General features: G+C 66.6%; 18 protein-coding genes and 1 other RNA gene. 9 read left to right on the top strand and 10 right to left on the bottom strand.

Translation table 11 applies throughout. From position 1 onward, the window contains the following. The first annotated feature begins 173 nt into the window (after positions 1-173). The 9 genes from KY496_RS23600 to KY496_RS23560 all read left to right on the top strand — a co-directional run bounded on the left by KY496_RS23600 (position 174) and on the right by KY496_RS23560 (position 7,430). A complete protein-coding gene (locus KY496_RS23600; RefSeq protein WP_005668219.1) occupies positions 174-800 on the top strand; it encodes a response regulator in 627 nt (208 codons plus the stop codon). A gap of 116 nt (positions 801-916) precedes the next feature. Beyond that, positions 917-1,282, top strand: coding sequence for a response regulator transcription factor (locus KY496_RS23595; protein ID WP_005668217.1), 366 nt, complete (start codon positions 917-919; stop codon positions 1,280-1,282). A 295-nt stretch (positions 1,283-1,577) separates the two neighbouring features. Continuing rightward, positions 1,578-1,835 (top strand): hypothetical protein, encoded by a 258-nt coding sequence (locus tag KY496_RS23590; RefSeq protein WP_184235423.1) that lies wholly within the window; start codon positions 1,578-1,580, stop codon positions 1,833-1,835. Between the two features lie 70 nt (positions 1,836-1,905). Further along, positions 1,906-2,937, top strand: a complete 1,032-nt coding sequence (locus KY496_RS23585) for an AraC family transcriptional regulator (protein WP_184235426.1) — start codon at positions 1,906-1,908, stop codon at positions 2,935-2,937. Between the two features lie 31 nt (positions 2,938-2,968). Beyond that, positions 2,969-3,523, top strand: coding sequence for a carboxymuconolactone decarboxylase family protein (locus KY496_RS23580; RefSeq protein WP_005668211.1), 555 nt, complete (start codon positions 2,969-2,971; stop codon positions 3,521-3,523). After that, positions 3,523-4,620 (top strand): acyl-CoA dehydrogenase family protein, encoded by a 1,098-nt coding sequence (locus tag KY496_RS23575; protein WP_005668210.1) that lies wholly within the window; start codon positions 3,523-3,525, stop codon positions 4,618-4,620. Before KY496_RS23580 ends, KY496_RS23575 begins: the two co-directional genes overlap by 1 nt. Next, entirely contained in the window at positions 4,617-5,390 is a 774-nt protein-coding gene (locus KY496_RS23570; protein ID WP_005668208.1) for an ABC transporter ATP-binding protein, read from the top strand. The genes KY496_RS23575 and KY496_RS23570 overlap by 4 nt, the downstream gene beginning before the upstream one ends. 43 nt (positions 5,391-5,433) lie before the next feature. Continuing rightward, the gene (locus KY496_RS23565; RefSeq protein WP_071360308.1) at positions 5,434-6,660 is read left to right on the top strand and encodes an ABC transporter substrate-binding protein; all 1,227 of its coding nucleotides are present in this window, start codon (positions 5,434-5,436) and stop codon (positions 6,658-6,660) included. Between the two features lie 2 nt (positions 6,661-6,662). Continuing rightward, positions 6,663-7,430, top strand: coding sequence for an ABC transporter permease (locus KY496_RS23560; protein WP_005668205.1), 768 nt, complete (start codon positions 6,663-6,665; stop codon positions 7,428-7,430). A gap of 51 nt (positions 7,431-7,481) precedes the next feature. Here KY496_RS23560 and KY496_RS23555 read toward each other — a convergent pair whose 3' ends face one another. The 10 genes from KY496_RS23555 to KY496_RS23510 all read right to left on the bottom strand — a co-directional run bounded on the left by KY496_RS23555 (position 7,482) and on the right by KY496_RS23510 (position 16,171). Further along, entirely contained in the window at positions 7,482-8,450 is a 969-nt protein-coding gene (locus KY496_RS23555) for an IS1595 family transposase (RefSeq protein ID WP_219862688.1), read from the bottom strand. Positions 8,451-8,841: 391 nt separating this feature from the next. Next, positions 8,842-9,255 (bottom strand): spore coat protein U domain-containing protein, encoded by a 414-nt coding sequence (locus KY496_RS23550; RefSeq protein ID WP_219862687.1) that lies wholly within the window; start codon positions 9,253-9,255, stop codon positions 8,842-8,844. Next, positions 9,252-11,498 carry a fimbria/pilus outer membrane usher protein gene (locus KY496_RS23545; protein WP_219862685.1) on the bottom strand — a complete coding sequence of 749 codons (2,247 nt, stop codon included), beginning with the start codon at positions 11,496-11,498 and terminating at the stop codon, positions 9,252-9,254. Before KY496_RS23545 ends, KY496_RS23550 begins: the two co-directional genes overlap by 4 nt. A gap of 54 nt (positions 11,499-11,552) precedes the next feature. Then, complete coding sequence (locus KY496_RS23540; RefSeq protein ID WP_219862683.1) at positions 11,553-11,699, bottom strand: hypothetical protein; 147 nt, start codon at positions 11,697-11,699, stop codon at positions 11,553-11,555. A 14-nt stretch (positions 11,700-11,713) separates the two neighbouring features. Next, positions 11,714-12,415, bottom strand: coding sequence for a molecular chaperone (locus KY496_RS23535; RefSeq protein WP_219865164.1), 702 nt, complete (start codon positions 12,413-12,415; stop codon positions 11,714-11,716). Positions 12,416-12,481: 66 nt separating this feature from the next. Further along, positions 12,482-12,991, bottom strand: a complete 510-nt coding sequence (locus tag KY496_RS23530) for a spore coat U domain-containing protein (RefSeq protein WP_005668194.1) — start codon at positions 12,989-12,991, stop codon at positions 12,482-12,484. A gap of 173 nt (positions 12,992-13,164) precedes the next feature. Continuing rightward, positions 13,165-14,658, bottom strand: a complete 1,494-nt coding sequence (glpK, locus tag KY496_RS23525) for a glycerol kinase GlpK (RefSeq protein ID WP_040777258.1) — start codon at positions 14,656-14,658, stop codon at positions 13,165-13,167. Between the two features lie 97 nt (positions 14,659-14,755). Then, positions 14,756-15,104, bottom strand: an RNA gene (gene rnpB / locus KY496_RS23520) — RNase P RNA component class A. Between the two features lie 90 nt (positions 15,105-15,194). Beyond that, the gene (locus KY496_RS23515) at positions 15,195-15,749 is read right to left on the bottom strand and encodes a hypothetical protein (protein ID WP_040777255.1); all 555 of its coding nucleotides are present in this window, start codon (positions 15,747-15,749) and stop codon (positions 15,195-15,197) included. A gap of 14 nt (positions 15,750-15,763) precedes the next feature. Beyond that, positions 15,764-16,171, bottom strand: a complete 408-nt coding sequence (locus tag KY496_RS23510; protein ID WP_081589948.1) for a hypothetical protein — start codon at positions 16,169-16,171, stop codon at positions 15,764-15,766. Positions 16,172-16,388 lie beyond the last annotated feature (217 nt).

Below are 16,388 nucleotides of genomic sequence, written 5' to 3'. Positions count from 1 at the left end.
GCGCCGTCGCCGACGCTGACCAGCAGCGACTTGCCACCTTAGCAGAAGCGCCGCGCGGATGACCCACGCCTGCGCGCGCCCGGCATGCAGATGCTTACAAATGTTGCGCACTACGCACTATCCACAGTTAACTATTTTGACTTTGGGAAACTAAAAACGTAATATCGGAAAATATGAACACCCCAACCGACCTGCAGCCGGCAGCGACCTACAATGCCGCGGACTATTGCTCGACCAAGGAGGCCGCGGCCACCCTGGGCGTCTCGCACCGCACGGTGCAGCTGTGGGTGGAAAACGGCACGCTGCAGGCCTGGCGCACTGCCGGCGGCCATCGCCGCATCACGGTGGAATCGGTGAACCGCCTGGTCGACGGCCGCCGCATCGCCATCGGCGCCCCGCCGGCGCCGGCCAGCGCGCCGGCGCCGGGCAAGCCGCGCGTGCTGGTGGTCGACGACGATCCCCTGATGCTGCGCCTGTACGAACTCGAGATGGCGGGCTGGGGCCTGGACCTCGAAGTGGTCAAGGCGAACAACGGCTTCGAAGCCCTGATCCGCATCGGCGAGCAGCGCCCCGACCTCCTGGTGAGCGACCTGAACATGCCGGGCATGGACGGCTTCCGCATGATCCGCACCCTGCGCGAAGACAGCGGCACGGCCGGCATGAACATGATCGTCGTCAGCGGCCTGGACCGTGCGACGATCAAGGCCATGGGCCTGCCCGCCGACATCCCGGTGTTTCCCAAGCCGGTGCCGTTCGGCGAACTGCGCGGCGCCGTCGAGAACGGCCTGGTGCGCGCGTAAGCTGCTATGCTGACCCACCGGCGCGGCGCGCGTCCGGCCTGTCAGGGAGCTGTCATGTCCGCATTCCCGTCGCTGCAAGCAACCACCCCGCCGCCCTTCGCGGCGCGAACAAGACCATGAGCAGGACGATTCTCGTCGTCGACGACCAGGACGAGCTGCGCCTGCTGATCTCGCTCACCCTGCAATCCCTCGGACGCATCGTCGAAGCGGCCAATGCCGAGCAGGCCCTGGCCCGGCTCGCCGACGAAGGTCCCGACCTGGTCGTGCTCGACATCTGGCTCGGCCCCGGCGCCAGCGGCCTCGACGTGTGCGCCGAGCTGCGGCGCGATCCGCGCCATGCGGCAACCAAGGTCATCCTGTTGTCGGCCTGCGGCCAGCAAAGCGATATCGCGGCCGGCATGGCGGCCGGGGCCGACCTGTACGTGGTCAAGCCGTTCAGTCCGCTGGAATTGCTCGACGCGGTGCGCAGCCTGCTCGCCTGAATCGCGCCATGATGTTGACGTAAAGAAACAGAAGTTTCTTTTAGAGACAACTCTCTAATTCTTCCGTCGATTCTGCAAATCCGAACAATTCTGTAGCATTGAGACAACGCAATGAGACTCAGGGACACCCCTGGGTCTGCCCATCACGGTCGGGCGCCCCGGCAATCCCGCAAAACCAAAAAACCGCCTGCGGCGACGAGCTGACCGATTCCGACAGCACCGCGCGCAAGCCGCCAACAAAGCCGCTATGATGAATTCATCGCTATTTATCCGGTAATGTTCGGCTTTGTTCATCATGTTGCGCGCATCCCGTCTTCTCGCGGCCAGCCTGGCCGCCGTCACCCTGGCCCTGCCGGCCGTGGCGGACGCGCGCATCGCATCGGCCAGCTTCGAAGCGCGCTTCGAGATCGTCGCCACCTGCTCGGTGCGCGTCGCCGGCGCGGTCGACGTCGCCTGCGCCAGCCCGGGCACGCCCTACCTGCTCGACGCCCACGGCGCGCCTTCGCAACGCAGCGCCGACCCCGACGCCCGCCGCGTGACGGTGTACTTCTAAGACGTTTTTCTTATTTGCATATCAGCTTTTGTTCGTAGGTCCCTGGACGGGCGCCGTCGATAATGGCTGAGTGAATCATTCCGCCTCTACTTCCGACACCCACGCAGCCACCGACAATGCCGACCGCCTGGTGCACTGGCTGATCGACAGCGTGCAGCTCGAAGCGACGGTCTTTCACCTCGGCCAGTACTGCGGCCGCTGGCAGGCGTCCACCGCCGGTCGCGGCCTGGGCAGCTTTCACCTGGTGCTGCATGGCGAGTGCTACCTGCACGTCGCGGGCCGCGCGCCGGTGCGCCTGGGCGCGCGCGACGGCGTGTTCCTGCTGCGCGACACGCCGCACTTCCTGAGTCCCGATCCCGACCCGGCCAGCGCCCGTTCCGGCATGCCGATGCAGCAGCTCGGCCAGGCGGCGCCGGACGCCACCGCCCTCGCCTGCGGCTTCTTCCACTTTCGCAGTGCGCTGAGCACGCTGATCGCCGATTCCTTCCCGGACAGCCTGGTGCTGCGCGCCGACGACCCGTCGCTGCAGGCCCTGAACGCGCTGTTCGAACTGATCCTGCTGGAGCCGCCGCGCGACCCCGACGCGCCGTCGCCGCTGGTGGCGCGCCTGGCCGAGCTGATGTTCTTCTATGTCATCCGCCACGTGGCGCGCCAGCAAGACATCGCAACCGGCCTGCTGGCCGTGGCCAGCCGTCCCGAGTTCTCGCCCCTGCTCGACCGCATGATGCAGGAGCCCGGCCAGGACTGGTCGACCGAGAACATGGCGCGCGCGGCCCATATGTCGCGCTCGAGCTTCTATAAACACTTCAGCGAGGCCAGCGGCCAGGCGCCGGCGCAGTTCCTGTTGCTGCTGCGCATGAAGATCGCGGCCCAGCGCCTGCACGGCGGCGAGACGGTCGAGCGCACCGCCGGCCACGTCGGCTACAGCTCGTACGCCGCCTTTTCGCGCGCCTTCCACAAGGTGATGGGCGAGCATCCGGGCACCTTCCGCCGTGGCCGGCACATCCACGTCAAGACACCGGATGCCGGGCCGATTCGGACGATCGAGCAGAAAACAAGGACGGTCGTGTCCAAACGTGTTTTTCAATCGCCGCTAAAATAACGGACCCAACGCTTTGATAGAGAGATCCGCCATGTCCCGCCTGACCCTGCATACCCAAGAAACCGCGCCTGAAGGCAGCCGTCCCTTCGTGGACAAGGCCGTCGCCAACAACGGCTTCCTGCCGAACCTGATCGGCGTGCTGGCCAATTCGCCGCAGGCGCTGCAGACCTATATGACGGTGTCCGGCATCAATGCCGAGACCAGCCTCACCCTGCCGGAACGCGAAGTCGTGCAGATCACCGCCGCCCGCATCCACGGCTGCGACTTCTGCATCGCCGGCCACACCGCCATCGCCCTCAAGAAAGCCCAGCTGCCGGTCGAGACCGTCCGCGCCATGCAGCAAGGCCAGGATACCGGCGACGCCAGGCTCGACGCCGTGCGCCGCTTCTCGGAAGCCGTCATCGCCACCCGCGGCGGCGTGAGCGACGACGCCCTGGCCGCCTTCAAGGCCGCCGGCTACAACGACCAGCAGGCGCTGGAAGTCGTGCTGGGCATCAGCCTGGCCACCCTGTGCAACTTCGCCAACACCCTGGCCGGCAGCGCGATCAACCCGCAGCTGCAGCCCTTCGCCAGCGGAGCCATCTGATGTCGGTCGGCGAACAAACGACACGCTCTGCCGTGACTCTGCCCGCGGAGCTGACTGACTGGCTGCAGGCCAACGCCGACCAGCTCGACAGCACGCCCGAGCTGGCGAGCGAAGTCGTGCCGCGCCTGGCCGGCGCCGGCCTGTTCGCCGTGGGCGTACCGCAGGAACTGGGCGGCAGCGGCGGCGCCACGATCGATGCGATCGACGCCATCGCCGCCGTGGCCGAATATTCGGTCACCGCGGCCTTCGTGTTCTGGGGCCAGCGCACCTTCATCGAATACCTGCTGCAAAGCCCGAACGAGGCCATGCGCGCACGCTGGATCGGCCCGCTGATGCGCGGCGAATTCGCCGGCGCGACCGGCCTGTCAAACGCGATGAAATTCCTGTCCGGGATCGAGTCGCTGCAGATCACGGCCACCCCCAACGAACAAGGCTGGCAGCTCGACGGTTCGCTGGCCTGGATCACCAACCTGCGCAAGGAAGGCTTCATCGCCGCCGCCGCCGTCAACTCCGCCGGCGAGCTGCCGCCCGCGGTGGTCGCCTTCGTCAGCGACGGCGCCGGCGTCACGCGCAGCCCCGACCTCGAACTGATGGCCCTGCGCGGCAGCAATACCGCCGCCGTCAAGATCGAGGGCGTGCAGATCGGCGAAGGCGAAGTGCTGCATCCGAACGCGCGCGCCTGGCTGCCGGGCGTGCGTCCGTCCTTCCTGGGCCTGCAGTGCGGCCTGTCGATCGGCCTGGCGCGCGCCAGCCTGCGCGCGGCGCACAGCCTGTCGACCGCCATGCGCGGCCCCCTGCTCGAGCGTATCGTGGGCCAGCAGGTGGCATTGGAAGACCTGGTCACGCAGCTGAAGGATGGCGTGGCCGACGGCCGCTTCAAGACCGCCGCGGCGCCGATGTTCAGGCTGCGCATCGCGCTGGCCGAAAGCGTCCAGCAAGCCGTGATGCTCGAGCTGCAAGCCAGCGGCGGCCGCGCCTACCTGGTCGACCGCGACCGCAGCTTCGCGCGCCGCTGGCGCGAATCAGCCTTCATCCCGATCGTCACCCCGAGCCTGACCCAGCTGCAGGTCGAACTCGCGAAGCACGCCGCGGCATGACGGCGCCCGTGCTCGAACCAGGCGCGACCGCGCTGTCGGCCTCTGGCCTGCGCATCGGCTACGGCGGCAAGACCGTGGTCGACAATATCTCTCTCACCATCGACAGGCGCGAGATCGTGTGCCTGCTGGGCGGCAGCGGCTGCGGCAAATCGACCCTGCTGCGCGGCCTGGCCGGCCTCAGCCCGGCCCAGGCCGGACAGGTCAGCTTTTTGGGCGAACCGCTCCTGGCCCCGCATCCGCGCGCGGCGCTGGTGTTCCAGCAACCGAGCCTGCTGCCCTGGCTGAGCGTCGAAGGCAATGTGGGCTTCGGCCTGGACTTCGCGCGCCAGCCGGCGATCTCCCGCGACGCGCGCAAGCAGCGGGTGGTCGACGCCATCGAGGCGGTCGGCCTGGCGGCGCGCGCGCATGCCTATCCGGCCCAGCTGTCCGGCGGCCAGGCCCAGCGCGTGGCGCTGGCGCGCGCCCTCGCGCGCCAGCCCGAGCTATTGTTCGCCGACGAGCCGTTCTCGGCCCTGGACGCGATCACGCGCGCCGAGATGCAGGCCCTGCTGGTCGACCTGGTGCACCGCTGGCATACCGCCGCCCTGCTGGTGACCCACGATATCGACGAGGCGATCCTGGTCGCCGACCGCATCCTGCTGATGGCCGGCCAGCCCGGACGCATCGTGCGCGAGTGGAAGGTCGACCTGCCGCGGCCGCGCCACGAACACGCCGACGGCGTGGTCGGGCTGCGGCTGGACATCATCAAGGCGCTGCGCGAAGGCGCCTGAACGCCGCGGCGCGAACCACGAACACGAACAACAAGGAAAACCCATGAGCAACCCGATCCACATCTGCGCTTCTTCCGACTGCGATTGCGGCATGACCCGGCGCGACTTCCTGCGCATGTCGGCCCTGACCGGCGCCGCGGCGGCGTCGCCGCTGCTGTTCGCGGGCGACGCGATGGCGCAGAACTTCAAGGGCGACGACCAGCCGGTGAAAATCGGCTACCTGCCGATCACCGACGCCGCCCCGCTGCTGGTGGCGCACGGCCGCAAGCTGTTCGAGCAACAAGGCCTGAAGGTCGAGACGCCGCGCCTGTTCCGCAGCTGGGCCCAGATCGTCGAGGCCTTCGTGGCCGGCCAGGTCAACGTGATCCACCTGCTGTCGCCGGCGACCCTGTGGGTGCGCTACGGTTCGAAATTCCCGGCCAAGGTGGTGGCCTGGAACCACATCAACGGCTCCGCCCTGACGGTGCAGAACGAGATCAACTCGGTGGCCGACCTCGGCGGCAAGACGATCGCGATCCCGTTCTGGTACTCGATCCACAACATCCTGCTGCAGAAGATCCTGACCGCGAACAAGCTGAGCGTGGTCACCCGCGCGCGCGGCGCCGCGCTCAAGCCAAATGAAGTTAACCTCATCGTGCTGGCGCCGTCCGAGATGGTCTCGGCGCTGGCGACCAAGTCGATCGCCGGCTACATCGTGGCCGAGCCGTTCAATGCGGTGGCCGAAAATGCGAAGATCGGCAAGGTGCTGCGCTTCTCGGGCGACGTCTGGAAGAACCACGCCTGCTGCGTGACCTTCCTGGCCGAGCGCGACCTGAACGACAAGCCGGAATGGTCGCAGCGCGTGACCAACGCGATCGTCAATGCCCAGCTGTGGTCGCGCTCGAACCAGGTCGAGACGGCCAAGCTGCTGGCCGCCACCGGTCCCAACAAGTACACCCCGCACAACCTGCAGGCGCTGACCAAGGTGCTGGCCACCACCGATTATTCGGACTACGAAAAGCGCCGCATCGTCGCCCACCCGGCCTGGCAGCAGCGCCGCATCGACTTCCAGCCGTTCCCGTTCGCTTCGTACACCGAGGAACTGGTGCGCGCGATTGGCCAGACCAAGGTCGAGGGCGACACCAGCTTCCTGGCCAAACTCGATCCGAAGTTCGTGGCGAAAGACCTGGTCGACGACCGCTTCGTGCGCAAGTCGATCGCCGCCGTGGGCGGGCCTGCCAAGTTCGGCCTGCCGGCCAACCTGCTGCGCACTGAGACGATCGCGGTCTGATCATGCTGGGACGTTTCTTGTGGCCGGTCGCCGGCTTCGCGATCGCGCTGCTGCTGTGGGCCTGGGGCGCCAAGGGCCTCGAAGAGAGCACGCCGATCGCGGCCATGTTCGCCCCGATGGAGACCTTCGAGGCCTTGCGCGCGATGGTGCTGGGCCCCGACATCTGGGTGCACGTGGCCACCAGCCTGAAGCGCGTGGCCGTGGGCCTGGGCTTCGCCATCCTGTTCGGCGTGCCGCTCGGGATCCTGGTCGGCATGTCGAAGGCCTTCAGCCAGGCCAGCACGCCGCTGTTCCAGCTGCTGCGCATGGTCTCGCCGCTGTCGTGGATGCCGCTGGCGGTGATGGTGCTGGGCGTCGGCGACGCGCCGGTCTACTTCCTGCTGGCCTTCGCCGCCGTGTGGCCGCTGATGCTGAGCACCGCCGCCGGCGTGGCCCAGCTCGACCCCAACTGGATGCTGCTGGCGCGCTCGCTGTCGGCCACCAAATGGGAAGTGATCTGGCGCCTGGTGCTGCCGGGGATCACGGCGCAGATCCTGACCGGCGTGCGCCTGGCGATCGGCATCATCTGGATCGTGCTGGTGCCGGCCGAGATGCTGGGCGTGTCCGCCGGCCTGGGTTACTTCATCCTCGATACGCGCGACCGCCTGGCGTATTCGGAACTGACGGCCGCCATCATCCTGATCGGCCTGCTGGGTTACGCGCTCGACTACGCGGCGCGCTTCGTGCACGCGCGCTGGCTGCACTCGGTGCCGTCCGATCCGCTGCGCTGATCGCCTGTCCATCCCCGCCCGGTGCGGGGATTTTTTTTGGCGCTATCATCGTTAGCTGTTGATGACTCCGAATGCGATGCGCAGCAATTGCTCGACAGAATTGACTCGCCCGCCGTCAAGCGCCCAGTGCCAGCCTAGGTAATTGGGTAGCCAGCGCGACGCCACGCCATGGAAATGCGCCAGCCATTCCTTGAAACGTCGATGGTAGGCGTTTACATTCTGCACATGGATGGCGCCCGCATCGCCCTTACGGACTCGTTCTCCGGCGCTGAGATTGACAGCCTGGTGGGCGACGCCATGGGCACGGGCGAAAGCGGGATAGGCGGTGTTGGCGTCGGTGACCAGCAGCGCCTGGGCATGGAGTTTCGGCAGCAGGTGAGTGACCAGCTGGGCCACCTTCAGGGCGCCGCGGCCGGTGACGGCGTCGATGGTTTGTCCGCCGCGGTCGCGCGCCACCAGGATGCAGTCGAGGTGATGCGAAATGCCGCGCAGTGCGGCCCGGCCGCCGCGCTTTCGCGGCGGGCGATCGAGCTTGCGTGAACCCTTCTGCGATTCGAGCAGGAACATCTCGTCGGCCTCGACGATGCCGACAAGGTGGTCGGGCCGGTCGTCCTTGACCCGGTCGAGGACGCGATGGCGCCAGCGGAAGGTCGTGTTGCGGTGCACGCCGATACGCTTGGCCGCGGAGCGGACCGTGCGGGAATCGAGCACAGTGTCGAGATACTCGAGCCATTTCCCCTTGTGCCTGAGCCGCGCCAGCGGCGTGCCGGTCAGGTCGTTGAAGGTGCGCCCGCATGCGCAGCAGCGATAGCGTTGCAGGTCGTTGGCCTGGCCATGCCGGTGGCATCGATCACAGGCGCAGTCGGGGCATTGCCGCCCCTTTGACCGGATTTCGCCGATGAGTGCGACCACCCGGTCGAGCCCGGCTGCCGGATGCAGGGCGACGAGCACCTGCCGGCGCTGTGGCTGGTTCAGCAGTGCCAGCTGGGCAAACAGCTTCTCGAACTGCGGCGCTTTCATGGCGCGCTCCCGATCGATGACGACGGGGATTGGACCGCCGGTCAGCTCAGCAGTTCAATGCTCATCCATATCTAACGGGTACAGCGCCATTCCTAAGAAACTCACCCGCTAGCCATTGATTCCTGAGGCTGCAGAGCAAATCCGAACTGCGCTGCGCGCCGATGCAGCTGCTTGACCACGCGATCGCGATACTGCTGTTCATAGTGGTCGGCACCGGGGTCCCGGTAATCCATACCATACCGCATAGCGTTGTAAAACAGGACCGCAATCTTGCGGGCTGTGGCGGTCACTGCTTTGGCCGTGCCGATGCGTCCTGCAAGACGTCGGTAGAACGCGCCGAGCGCGGTGTCGCTCCGTCCAACGGTGACGGCTGCCAGTCGAATCGCGACGGTCAGCCGGCGATCGGCTTGGCGCCGATGGTGCTGGTGTTGCTGCCCCACAGCCAGGCCGAGGTGGCCGATGGGTCGCCGTACAGGTTGAAGCCGAGGCGCCGCGAACCGCTGGTCATGTAGCGCGGGTCGCCCGTGCCGCCGCCGCTGCCCGGCCCCAGGTTGACACAGACGTTGGCGGCCGGCAGCAGCAGCGCCGACTGGCCCACCAGCAGGGTCCAGTAGCAGGTCACGTTCAGGGTGCCGCGCGCCGTGTAGTCGGTGTTGGCGATCGGGCTGACCACGCCGAAGTCGATGTCGGTCATGGTGACGGTACAGGTATCGGCGCGCGCTCCGGGAATGGCCAGCAGCCACAACAGCGCTGCTGCGCACAATGCCCGCAGCAGCCGGACATTCATGGTCGTCATCTTCATCATGGTCGTTTTCCTTGCACGGGCTGGCATACCAGCGGTCCGATGGTCGGCAGCTCGCCATCCACCGGCTTGTAGTCGAAGCGCACCTCGCAGGCATCCGCGCCGGTCCCGACCGTCACCCGGTTCTGCGCGCGCAATCCTTCCACGAACAAGACGCCATCGTAACCGACCACCGCGCCGGCCGCACCGCGGGCCCCGGCGCCTTCGAGCCGTGCGGGAGTGCCGACTTCCGGCGGCCGGCCGTCGGGCTTGAGCACCATCAGCGTCGCCGCCGCATAGCGTTCGATCTCGAAGCGCGCCACCACGCCGGCGTACTCGCGCGGCACCACGTCCTGGCTGCTGCCGGCGATGCGGGTGTCGGGCGGCAGCGAGGATGGATCGATCGCGATCCGGTTGGCGGCATATGGCTGCAGGTCGGGCACCAGCAGGCGGCCCTTGCTGTCGGTGCGGCCGATCACGCGGTTGTCCTGCAACACCGGCAGGTCCGGCGCGCCGGCCGAGACCAGCGCGAAGCCGTTGCCGACCTGGCGCGCGGCGACCAGCGCGCCATCCATCGCCACCAGCGCGCCGCTGACGTCCAGGCTGGTATTGCTGCCGCCATTCACATGTTGCGTGGAGATGGCGGCGCGGCCGTGCGAGCCGAGGTACTGGACCTGCGCCTGGTGGTAGCGCTGGGCGCCGGCCATGCCGGACTGCAGCGCCCAGCCCAGGCCGCCCTCGAAGTCCGGCGCGCGTCCCAGCGACACCGTGGCCGCCGTGTCGCCGCGCTGGCGGCCGGCATTGGTGTTGAACGAGATGCGCGAATCGAAGGCCATGCTGAAGGTGAACGTGATGCCGCGGTCGGCGCGCTGCTTCAGGTCCTGGAAGGCGCTGACGCTCAGGTTGCCGCGCCGCCCCACGCTGCGCGACCAGGCCAGCGACACGTTGCGCGTGACGCCCGGCGTCTCTTCGACCGGGCCGATCGGGGTGCCGCCGCCGGCGCCGGGGCCCAGCGGATCCGGCGCCAGGCCCAGGCCGTTCTCGGACGGCAGGCGCAGCTGGATCAGGCTCACGCTCAGGCCATTGCCGCGGTACGAGGTGCTGAGCGTCGCGCGGTCGGTGGCGCGCGGCACCGGCACGCCCTCGAGCACGCCCAGGTCGCCATAGTCGCGGCTGGCGCGCACCGACTGCACGTCGAAGGCGAAGCGCGGCGACACGTATTGATAGCCGAGGCTGGCCTGGCCGCCGCGATGGCGGCCGCCGCTCGCGGCCAGCGCGGCGCTGAACACGCCCGCGTTCGGGACGCGTTTCAACACCCCGGCGCCGGCCAGCACCAGGCCGCTGCCGGCCTCGGCATGCCCCTCGAGCGTCATGGTGTCGCTCCAGCCGTGGCGCCAGGACGCGAGCGCCGCCGCGCTGCCGTAGCGGAAGGAATGCAGGCCGTAGTCGCGCCGCAGCGCCCCCACCGAGACCGCGAAATCGCTCAGGCCGCGCGCCAGCAGGCGGGTGTCGACGTACAGCGGCAAGGTGGTGGCGACTTCGCGTCCGAGGGCGTCGCGGGTGACCACGGTGGCCTGGCCGGCGCCGTTCAGGCCCGTCACCTGGTCGACCACGAAGGGGCCGGTGGGCACGGCGGCGCTGAACTGGCGCACCCCGTTCACGTACAGGTCGACGCTGCTGGGCACCACGGCCGAGCCGGCGACCGAGGCCACCGGATAGGTCACGAGGTCGGGCCGCAATTCGAAATTGCGGCGCCATTCGATGCCGCCCAGGCGCATGGCGCGGGTCCAGCTCAGCGCCGGCGCGACGGTGTCGCCCACCTGCCAGGTCGAGAGATTGTCCTGCGACGAGCGCACCCAGCTGGTGTCATAGCGGGTATAACCCTGCCCCGGGCCGCGCAGGATGGCGGCGCCGGTGCTGTTCAGCGTTCCATGGCGGTCGAAATAGCGCAGGTCGAGGGTGCCGGCCAGCGCGCGCGAGCTGCTCTGGCCGAACAGGTTGTAGTTGAGCAGCATGCCGCGGCTGGCCTGGGCCGGTCCGGCCTGGCGCACCGTGCGTGCGCTCAGCACGCGCTGCTCGCGCAGGGCATCGGTCAGGGTCAGGGCCAGGGCCTGCTTCGCGGGGTCGTAGGCCCAGCGCATGCCGCTCACCTCGTCCAGCGAAAAATCGCTGCGCCCGGCCACGCCGAAGCGGGCCGGGTCCAGGCCCAGTTCGCGCAGTGTCTCGACCGTCATGCGCAAGGTGGAGCCGAGCTGGATGACGGACACGATCTGACCGGTGGGCTGGCCGTCGATGCTGGTGTCGAGGAAGAGTTCGACCGCTTACCCGGCCGCCGCGGCCACCGGCGCTGACTGGGCCACCTCGGTCACCTCGGCCACCTGCGCCGCCGCGGCGGCGATCGGCGTCAGGCTCAGGGCCAGCAGGCACGACGAATGCAGCGCCCGCCATGGCCGGCGGTTGATCAACATTGCTGCACGGGGACTCAGTCCCTGGCGACGGCGGCGCTGGCGGACTGGGGCCGGGTATTCACCGTGGCCTGGATCCCCAGGGACGCCGGCATGCCGGCCGCGACGTCGGGCGGCAAAGCCCATTCGCGGGCGCGGCCCGGCAATGCATAGCCCAGCAAGCCCTTGGAGAGTTCCACGTCGCGCTCGCCGATGCGCACGCTGGTGGCGCCGATCTGGGCGTGCAGGGTGCCGGCGTTGAAGGCGCGCAGGTGCCAGGCGCCGCCGCGCTGGAAGGTGCTCCATTCGAGCCTGGGCGCGGCCTGGCCGTCGGCCGGCAGCACGAAGGCCGGCACCGAATACTGGAGGCGGATCGCGACGTTGCCCTGCTGGCTGTCGCCACGCGGGATTTCATCGATGAGGATGCGGTAGGTCTGTTCGGCGGCGCCGGCGGCGGCCGCGCCCTGCGCACCCGGGCGGCGCACCAGGCGGATGGTCTGGGTGCTGTTGGGGGCGACTTCGATCACCGGCGGGCTGGCCACCAGCTGGGTGGTCGGGGTCAGGTCGTCGACGCCGTTACGCTGGTCCCATGCGTACACCCTCACCTGGCCGTACAGGGGCGTATCGCCATTGTTCTGGAGCTGGATGCCGGCCGCGTTCTGGCCCGGCTGGAAGCTGATCGAGACCGGCGAAATCTGCAGGTTGGCGCCATGCGCCAGCTGGCCGGCCGCCAGGACCATGGACAAGGCTGTAAAGCGGACCGCAGCGATTGCGGCGCAGCGAAGACTCCGCATGCACACTCCAGTTTAGAAATACACGGATGCCGTGATCGACGATTTGTAGTTGTCCGGCGTCGGCGCATTCTGCACCGGGATCTCGCCGTACACGGTCAAGGTCTGCTTGTCGCCGTTTCCAGTTCCGGCGAGCGTGTCGGTGCCCTGGGTGTTGCCCCACAGGCCCGCGCCCGGCGCACGGTACAGGTTGAACTTCACGGTGTCGGTATTGGTGCCGCTGCTGCCCGACAGGTAACGCGTCGTGCCGCTCGAACCGGCGCCGGTACCGGCATCCAGGCCCACATTGTAAGGCGTAGTGTTGGTGCATGTCACAGTCAAGTTCGATTGACCGTTCTTGGCCGTGGTGATCAGGCCGGTCTGGCCGAAATCGAGGCTGGTCGCGGTGACGGTGCAGTCGGCAACGACGCTCATCGTCACGTCGAATTTCGCGGTGGCCGGGCTGGCGGCGTACACGCTGGTGAAAGGCATGACGGCAGCCAGGACAGCAGCCAATACGCGGTTACGGTTCGAGGTCGACATCATTTTCTTTTCTCCAGGTGTTGAGGGCGCGATCACCATGACGCACACGAAATTGCTCAACTCGGAAAATATGACACCTCGTTTCCGTACGGAATCAAATGCTTTTCATCACTTTTGCTGACTATTTCAATTTTGCTGGTTTTATGCAACAGCGTGGTGAAATTGCTACACCGACCTCACTCTTCCGGCGTGGCCCAGGAACGCGCATGCGCGACCGCTCGCGCCCAGCGCGCCAGCAGTTCGGCGCGGCGGCCGGCGTCCATGCCTGGCGTGTAGCGGCGCTCGACCTGCCATTGCGCCTCGATCGCCTCCAGCGATTCCCAGTAGCCGCAGGCCAGGCCGGCCAGGTAGGCCGCGCCCAGGGCCGTGGTTTCGGTGACGCGCGGACGCACCACCTCGACGCCGAGCAGGTCGGCCTGGAATTGCATCAGCAAGTCGTTGCGGGCGGCGCCGCCGTCGGCGCGCAGCTCGGTGACGGCGCAGGCGGCGTCCTTCTGCATGGCCGCCAGCAGCTCGGCGCTCTGGTAGGCGATGGCCTCGACCGCGGCGCGCGCGATGTGGGCGGCGCCCGTGCCGCGCGTCATGCCGAGAATGGTGCCGCGCGCATACGGATCCCAGTGCGGCGCGCCGAGGCCGGTGAAGGCCGGCACCAGCATCACGCCGCCGCTGTCGGGCACGCTGGTGGCGAGGGCCTCCACCTCGTGCGACTGGCGGATGATGCCCAGGCCGTCGCGCAGCCATTGCACGGTGGCGCCGCCCATGAAGACGCTGCCCTCGAGCAGGTAGTCGGTGCGGCCCGCGACCGTCCAGCCGACCGTCGCCAGCAGGCGCTTGCGCGAGACCGGCGCGGAATCACCTGCATGCATCAGCATGAAACAGCCGGTGCCGTAGGTATTCTTGACCAGGCCCTTGCGGTGGCAGGCCTGGCCGAAGGTGGCGGCCTGCTGGTCGCCGGCGATGCCGGCGATCGGGATCGCGTGGCCGAACCACTCCTCGGCGGCCAGCCCGACGACGCCGGCGCTGGGAACGACCTCGGGCAGCAGCGCGCGCGGAATGTCGAACAGCGCCAGCAAGTCGTCGTCCCAGGCCAGCGCATGGATGTTGAACAGCATCGTGCGCGCGGCATTGCTGGTATCGGTGACGTGGCGGCCACACAGGCGCCAGACCAGCCAGCTGTCGACGGTGCCGAAGGCCAGCTCGCCCTTCTCGGCCCGGCTGCGCGCGCCAGGAACATGGTTCAGCAGCCATTGCAATTTGGTGGCGGAAAAATAGGCGTCGAGCTCGAGGCCCGAGCGTTGCTGGATGAAGGCGGCCTTGCCCGCCTCGCGCAGGCGGTCGCAGGCGCCGGCGGTACGCCGGTCCTGCCACACGATGGCGTTGGCCACCGGCTCGCCGCTAACGCGGTCCCACAGGAGCGTGGTCTCGCGCTGGTTGGCGATGCCGATCGCGGCGAGCTGCGCGGCCTGGATGCCGGCTTGCGCCAATGCTTCGCGCGCGCAGGCGAGCTGGCTGTGCCAGATGTCGAGCGGGTCGTGCTCGACCCAGCCGGGCTGGGGAAAATATTGGGGGTACTCTCGCTGGCAGCTGGCCACCGGCAGGCCGGCGCGGTCGAACAGGATGGCGCGCGAGCTGGTCGTGCCCTGGTCGAGGGCAAGGATGTATTGGGTCAAAGGCGTCTCCGGACTCTGGCCGGCGCGGAACGCCAGGGCAAAGCGGTCCGGGACGACCGTCAACAAGGCGCGTGGATCACGCGCCTCGGGGAATTATAAGTAAAGCAGGCCGATAGGCCGGATTCTGTGTAACGCCACCTTGCGGCGGCGCATGGACAGCCATTCCTCTAGGCGCTGGATTACTCCAGCGCTCAAGCTTCCTACCCGCACGCTCCGCGAGCAACATCAACGCGTGCCTATTTGGAATTGCTCCAGGTGGAGGTTACCGCGTTTCACCGTAACTGAATACGCTCGTCTCTGTGGCCCTATTCCTCGCCTTATACCGCTGGCTTGCGCCAGACGGCTTTCAGCGGACGGCCGTTAACCGTCACCCCGCTCTGTGGAGTCCGGACCTTCCTCCCGTCCACGACCTTGCGGCGTGGACCAGCGACTGTCTGGCCTGCTTCACGGGCGGTATTGTACTCGCTCGCCGCTGTCGGTAGGGGCCTGCAGCACAGATTAAGTCCTCTCCCCTGAAGCGGGAGAGGTTCTTCCGCTCAATTCAAGGCTATCTTGTCAACGTTTAAAGCAAACAACTCTTCGATCAGCTTTGTGATGTTGGCTCGCACTGCACCCTCGTTTGCGATTCGCAAACGCTCTGTGCCAGCAAATGCAGCACTGAACGAAGCGGTATACGGGACGCTGATACGGCGGGTCAGGATTTCCTTGCCAGTCGTTCGCTCGATCACGGAGTACATTACGCCAACAGTGACAGTCATATCAAACCCTGCCATTGGCTGATCTACGCGCTCCAAATGCGCTATTAGCAGGTACTTCCCTGCCTGCTTACCGTTTGCTAGCAGGCCTGCATCACGCAGTGATCCCTCCAAAGCTTGCTCGAATTCACTATTGCCAACATTCGATACCCACATTGGGTTCGTTTCTTTTCCGCCGGTTACATCCTTTACAGCAACATTTGAACGAAGTGGCGTCTGTCCGATTCGCTGTTGCGGCGTTGCGTGGGCGGTCATCTGATCAATACGTGCCGGGGCGGCGCAACCAGTGAGCAGGAGTGTCAAGACGAGCGGTGCGGCAATGACGACGTTTTTCAAGTTGTCTGTTCTCATCAGAGTCCCGTTTGAGTAGAAGTAACAACCGGGGAGTTGCCAGGCGCTGCAACGGCACCTGAGCATTTTTTCAGGATCGCAGCCTGATGGCTGGCATCGTATTCGCCGCGCAGTCTTGCATAGTCAGCTTCTTGCTGCTTCGTCCCGCCCAATGCGAACAACGCAGGCCAGAACAGAACAATACCCACTCCTGCAATGGCTTTATCATTCGATGCTGCCTCGTCCAAGCGTCCACCCAGTTGAACGACACGAGACTGGATTCTTTGTATCTCACTGCTCAGCTGTTCACAGTCATAGGCTTGGTATTGCATTGGCGAAACGTATGCGACCGGGACATCCTTAGAGGCAGTCGCGCATCCGGTCAACGTCATACACGCTGCCAAAGTTATTGCTATGGTCTTTTTCATACGAATATTCCCTAGTAAATATTATATTTTTTGGCAACATAAATTGCCTCAGTAAATATAAATACTGGAAAACATCAGTGTCAATCTGAAAACATAAATTTCCTAATTGCTATTCTGTATGCATATCCACGTCGCATTCCAGCAACTAATAGCGCTAAAAGAAATCTGAAATTTAGTGTCGCCATTTCAAAAGCCGACACGGGCGTGCTCACATAGA

Source organism: Massilia sp. NP310, from assembly GCF_019443485.1.
In the GTDB taxonomy this organism is placed as follows: domain Bacteria; phylum Pseudomonadota; class Gammaproteobacteria; order Burkholderiales; family Burkholderiaceae_D; genus Telluria; species Telluria timonae.
The sequence above is the reverse complement of the archived record's forward strand: the minus strand, read 5'-3'. Positions and strand labels throughout refer to the sequence as shown.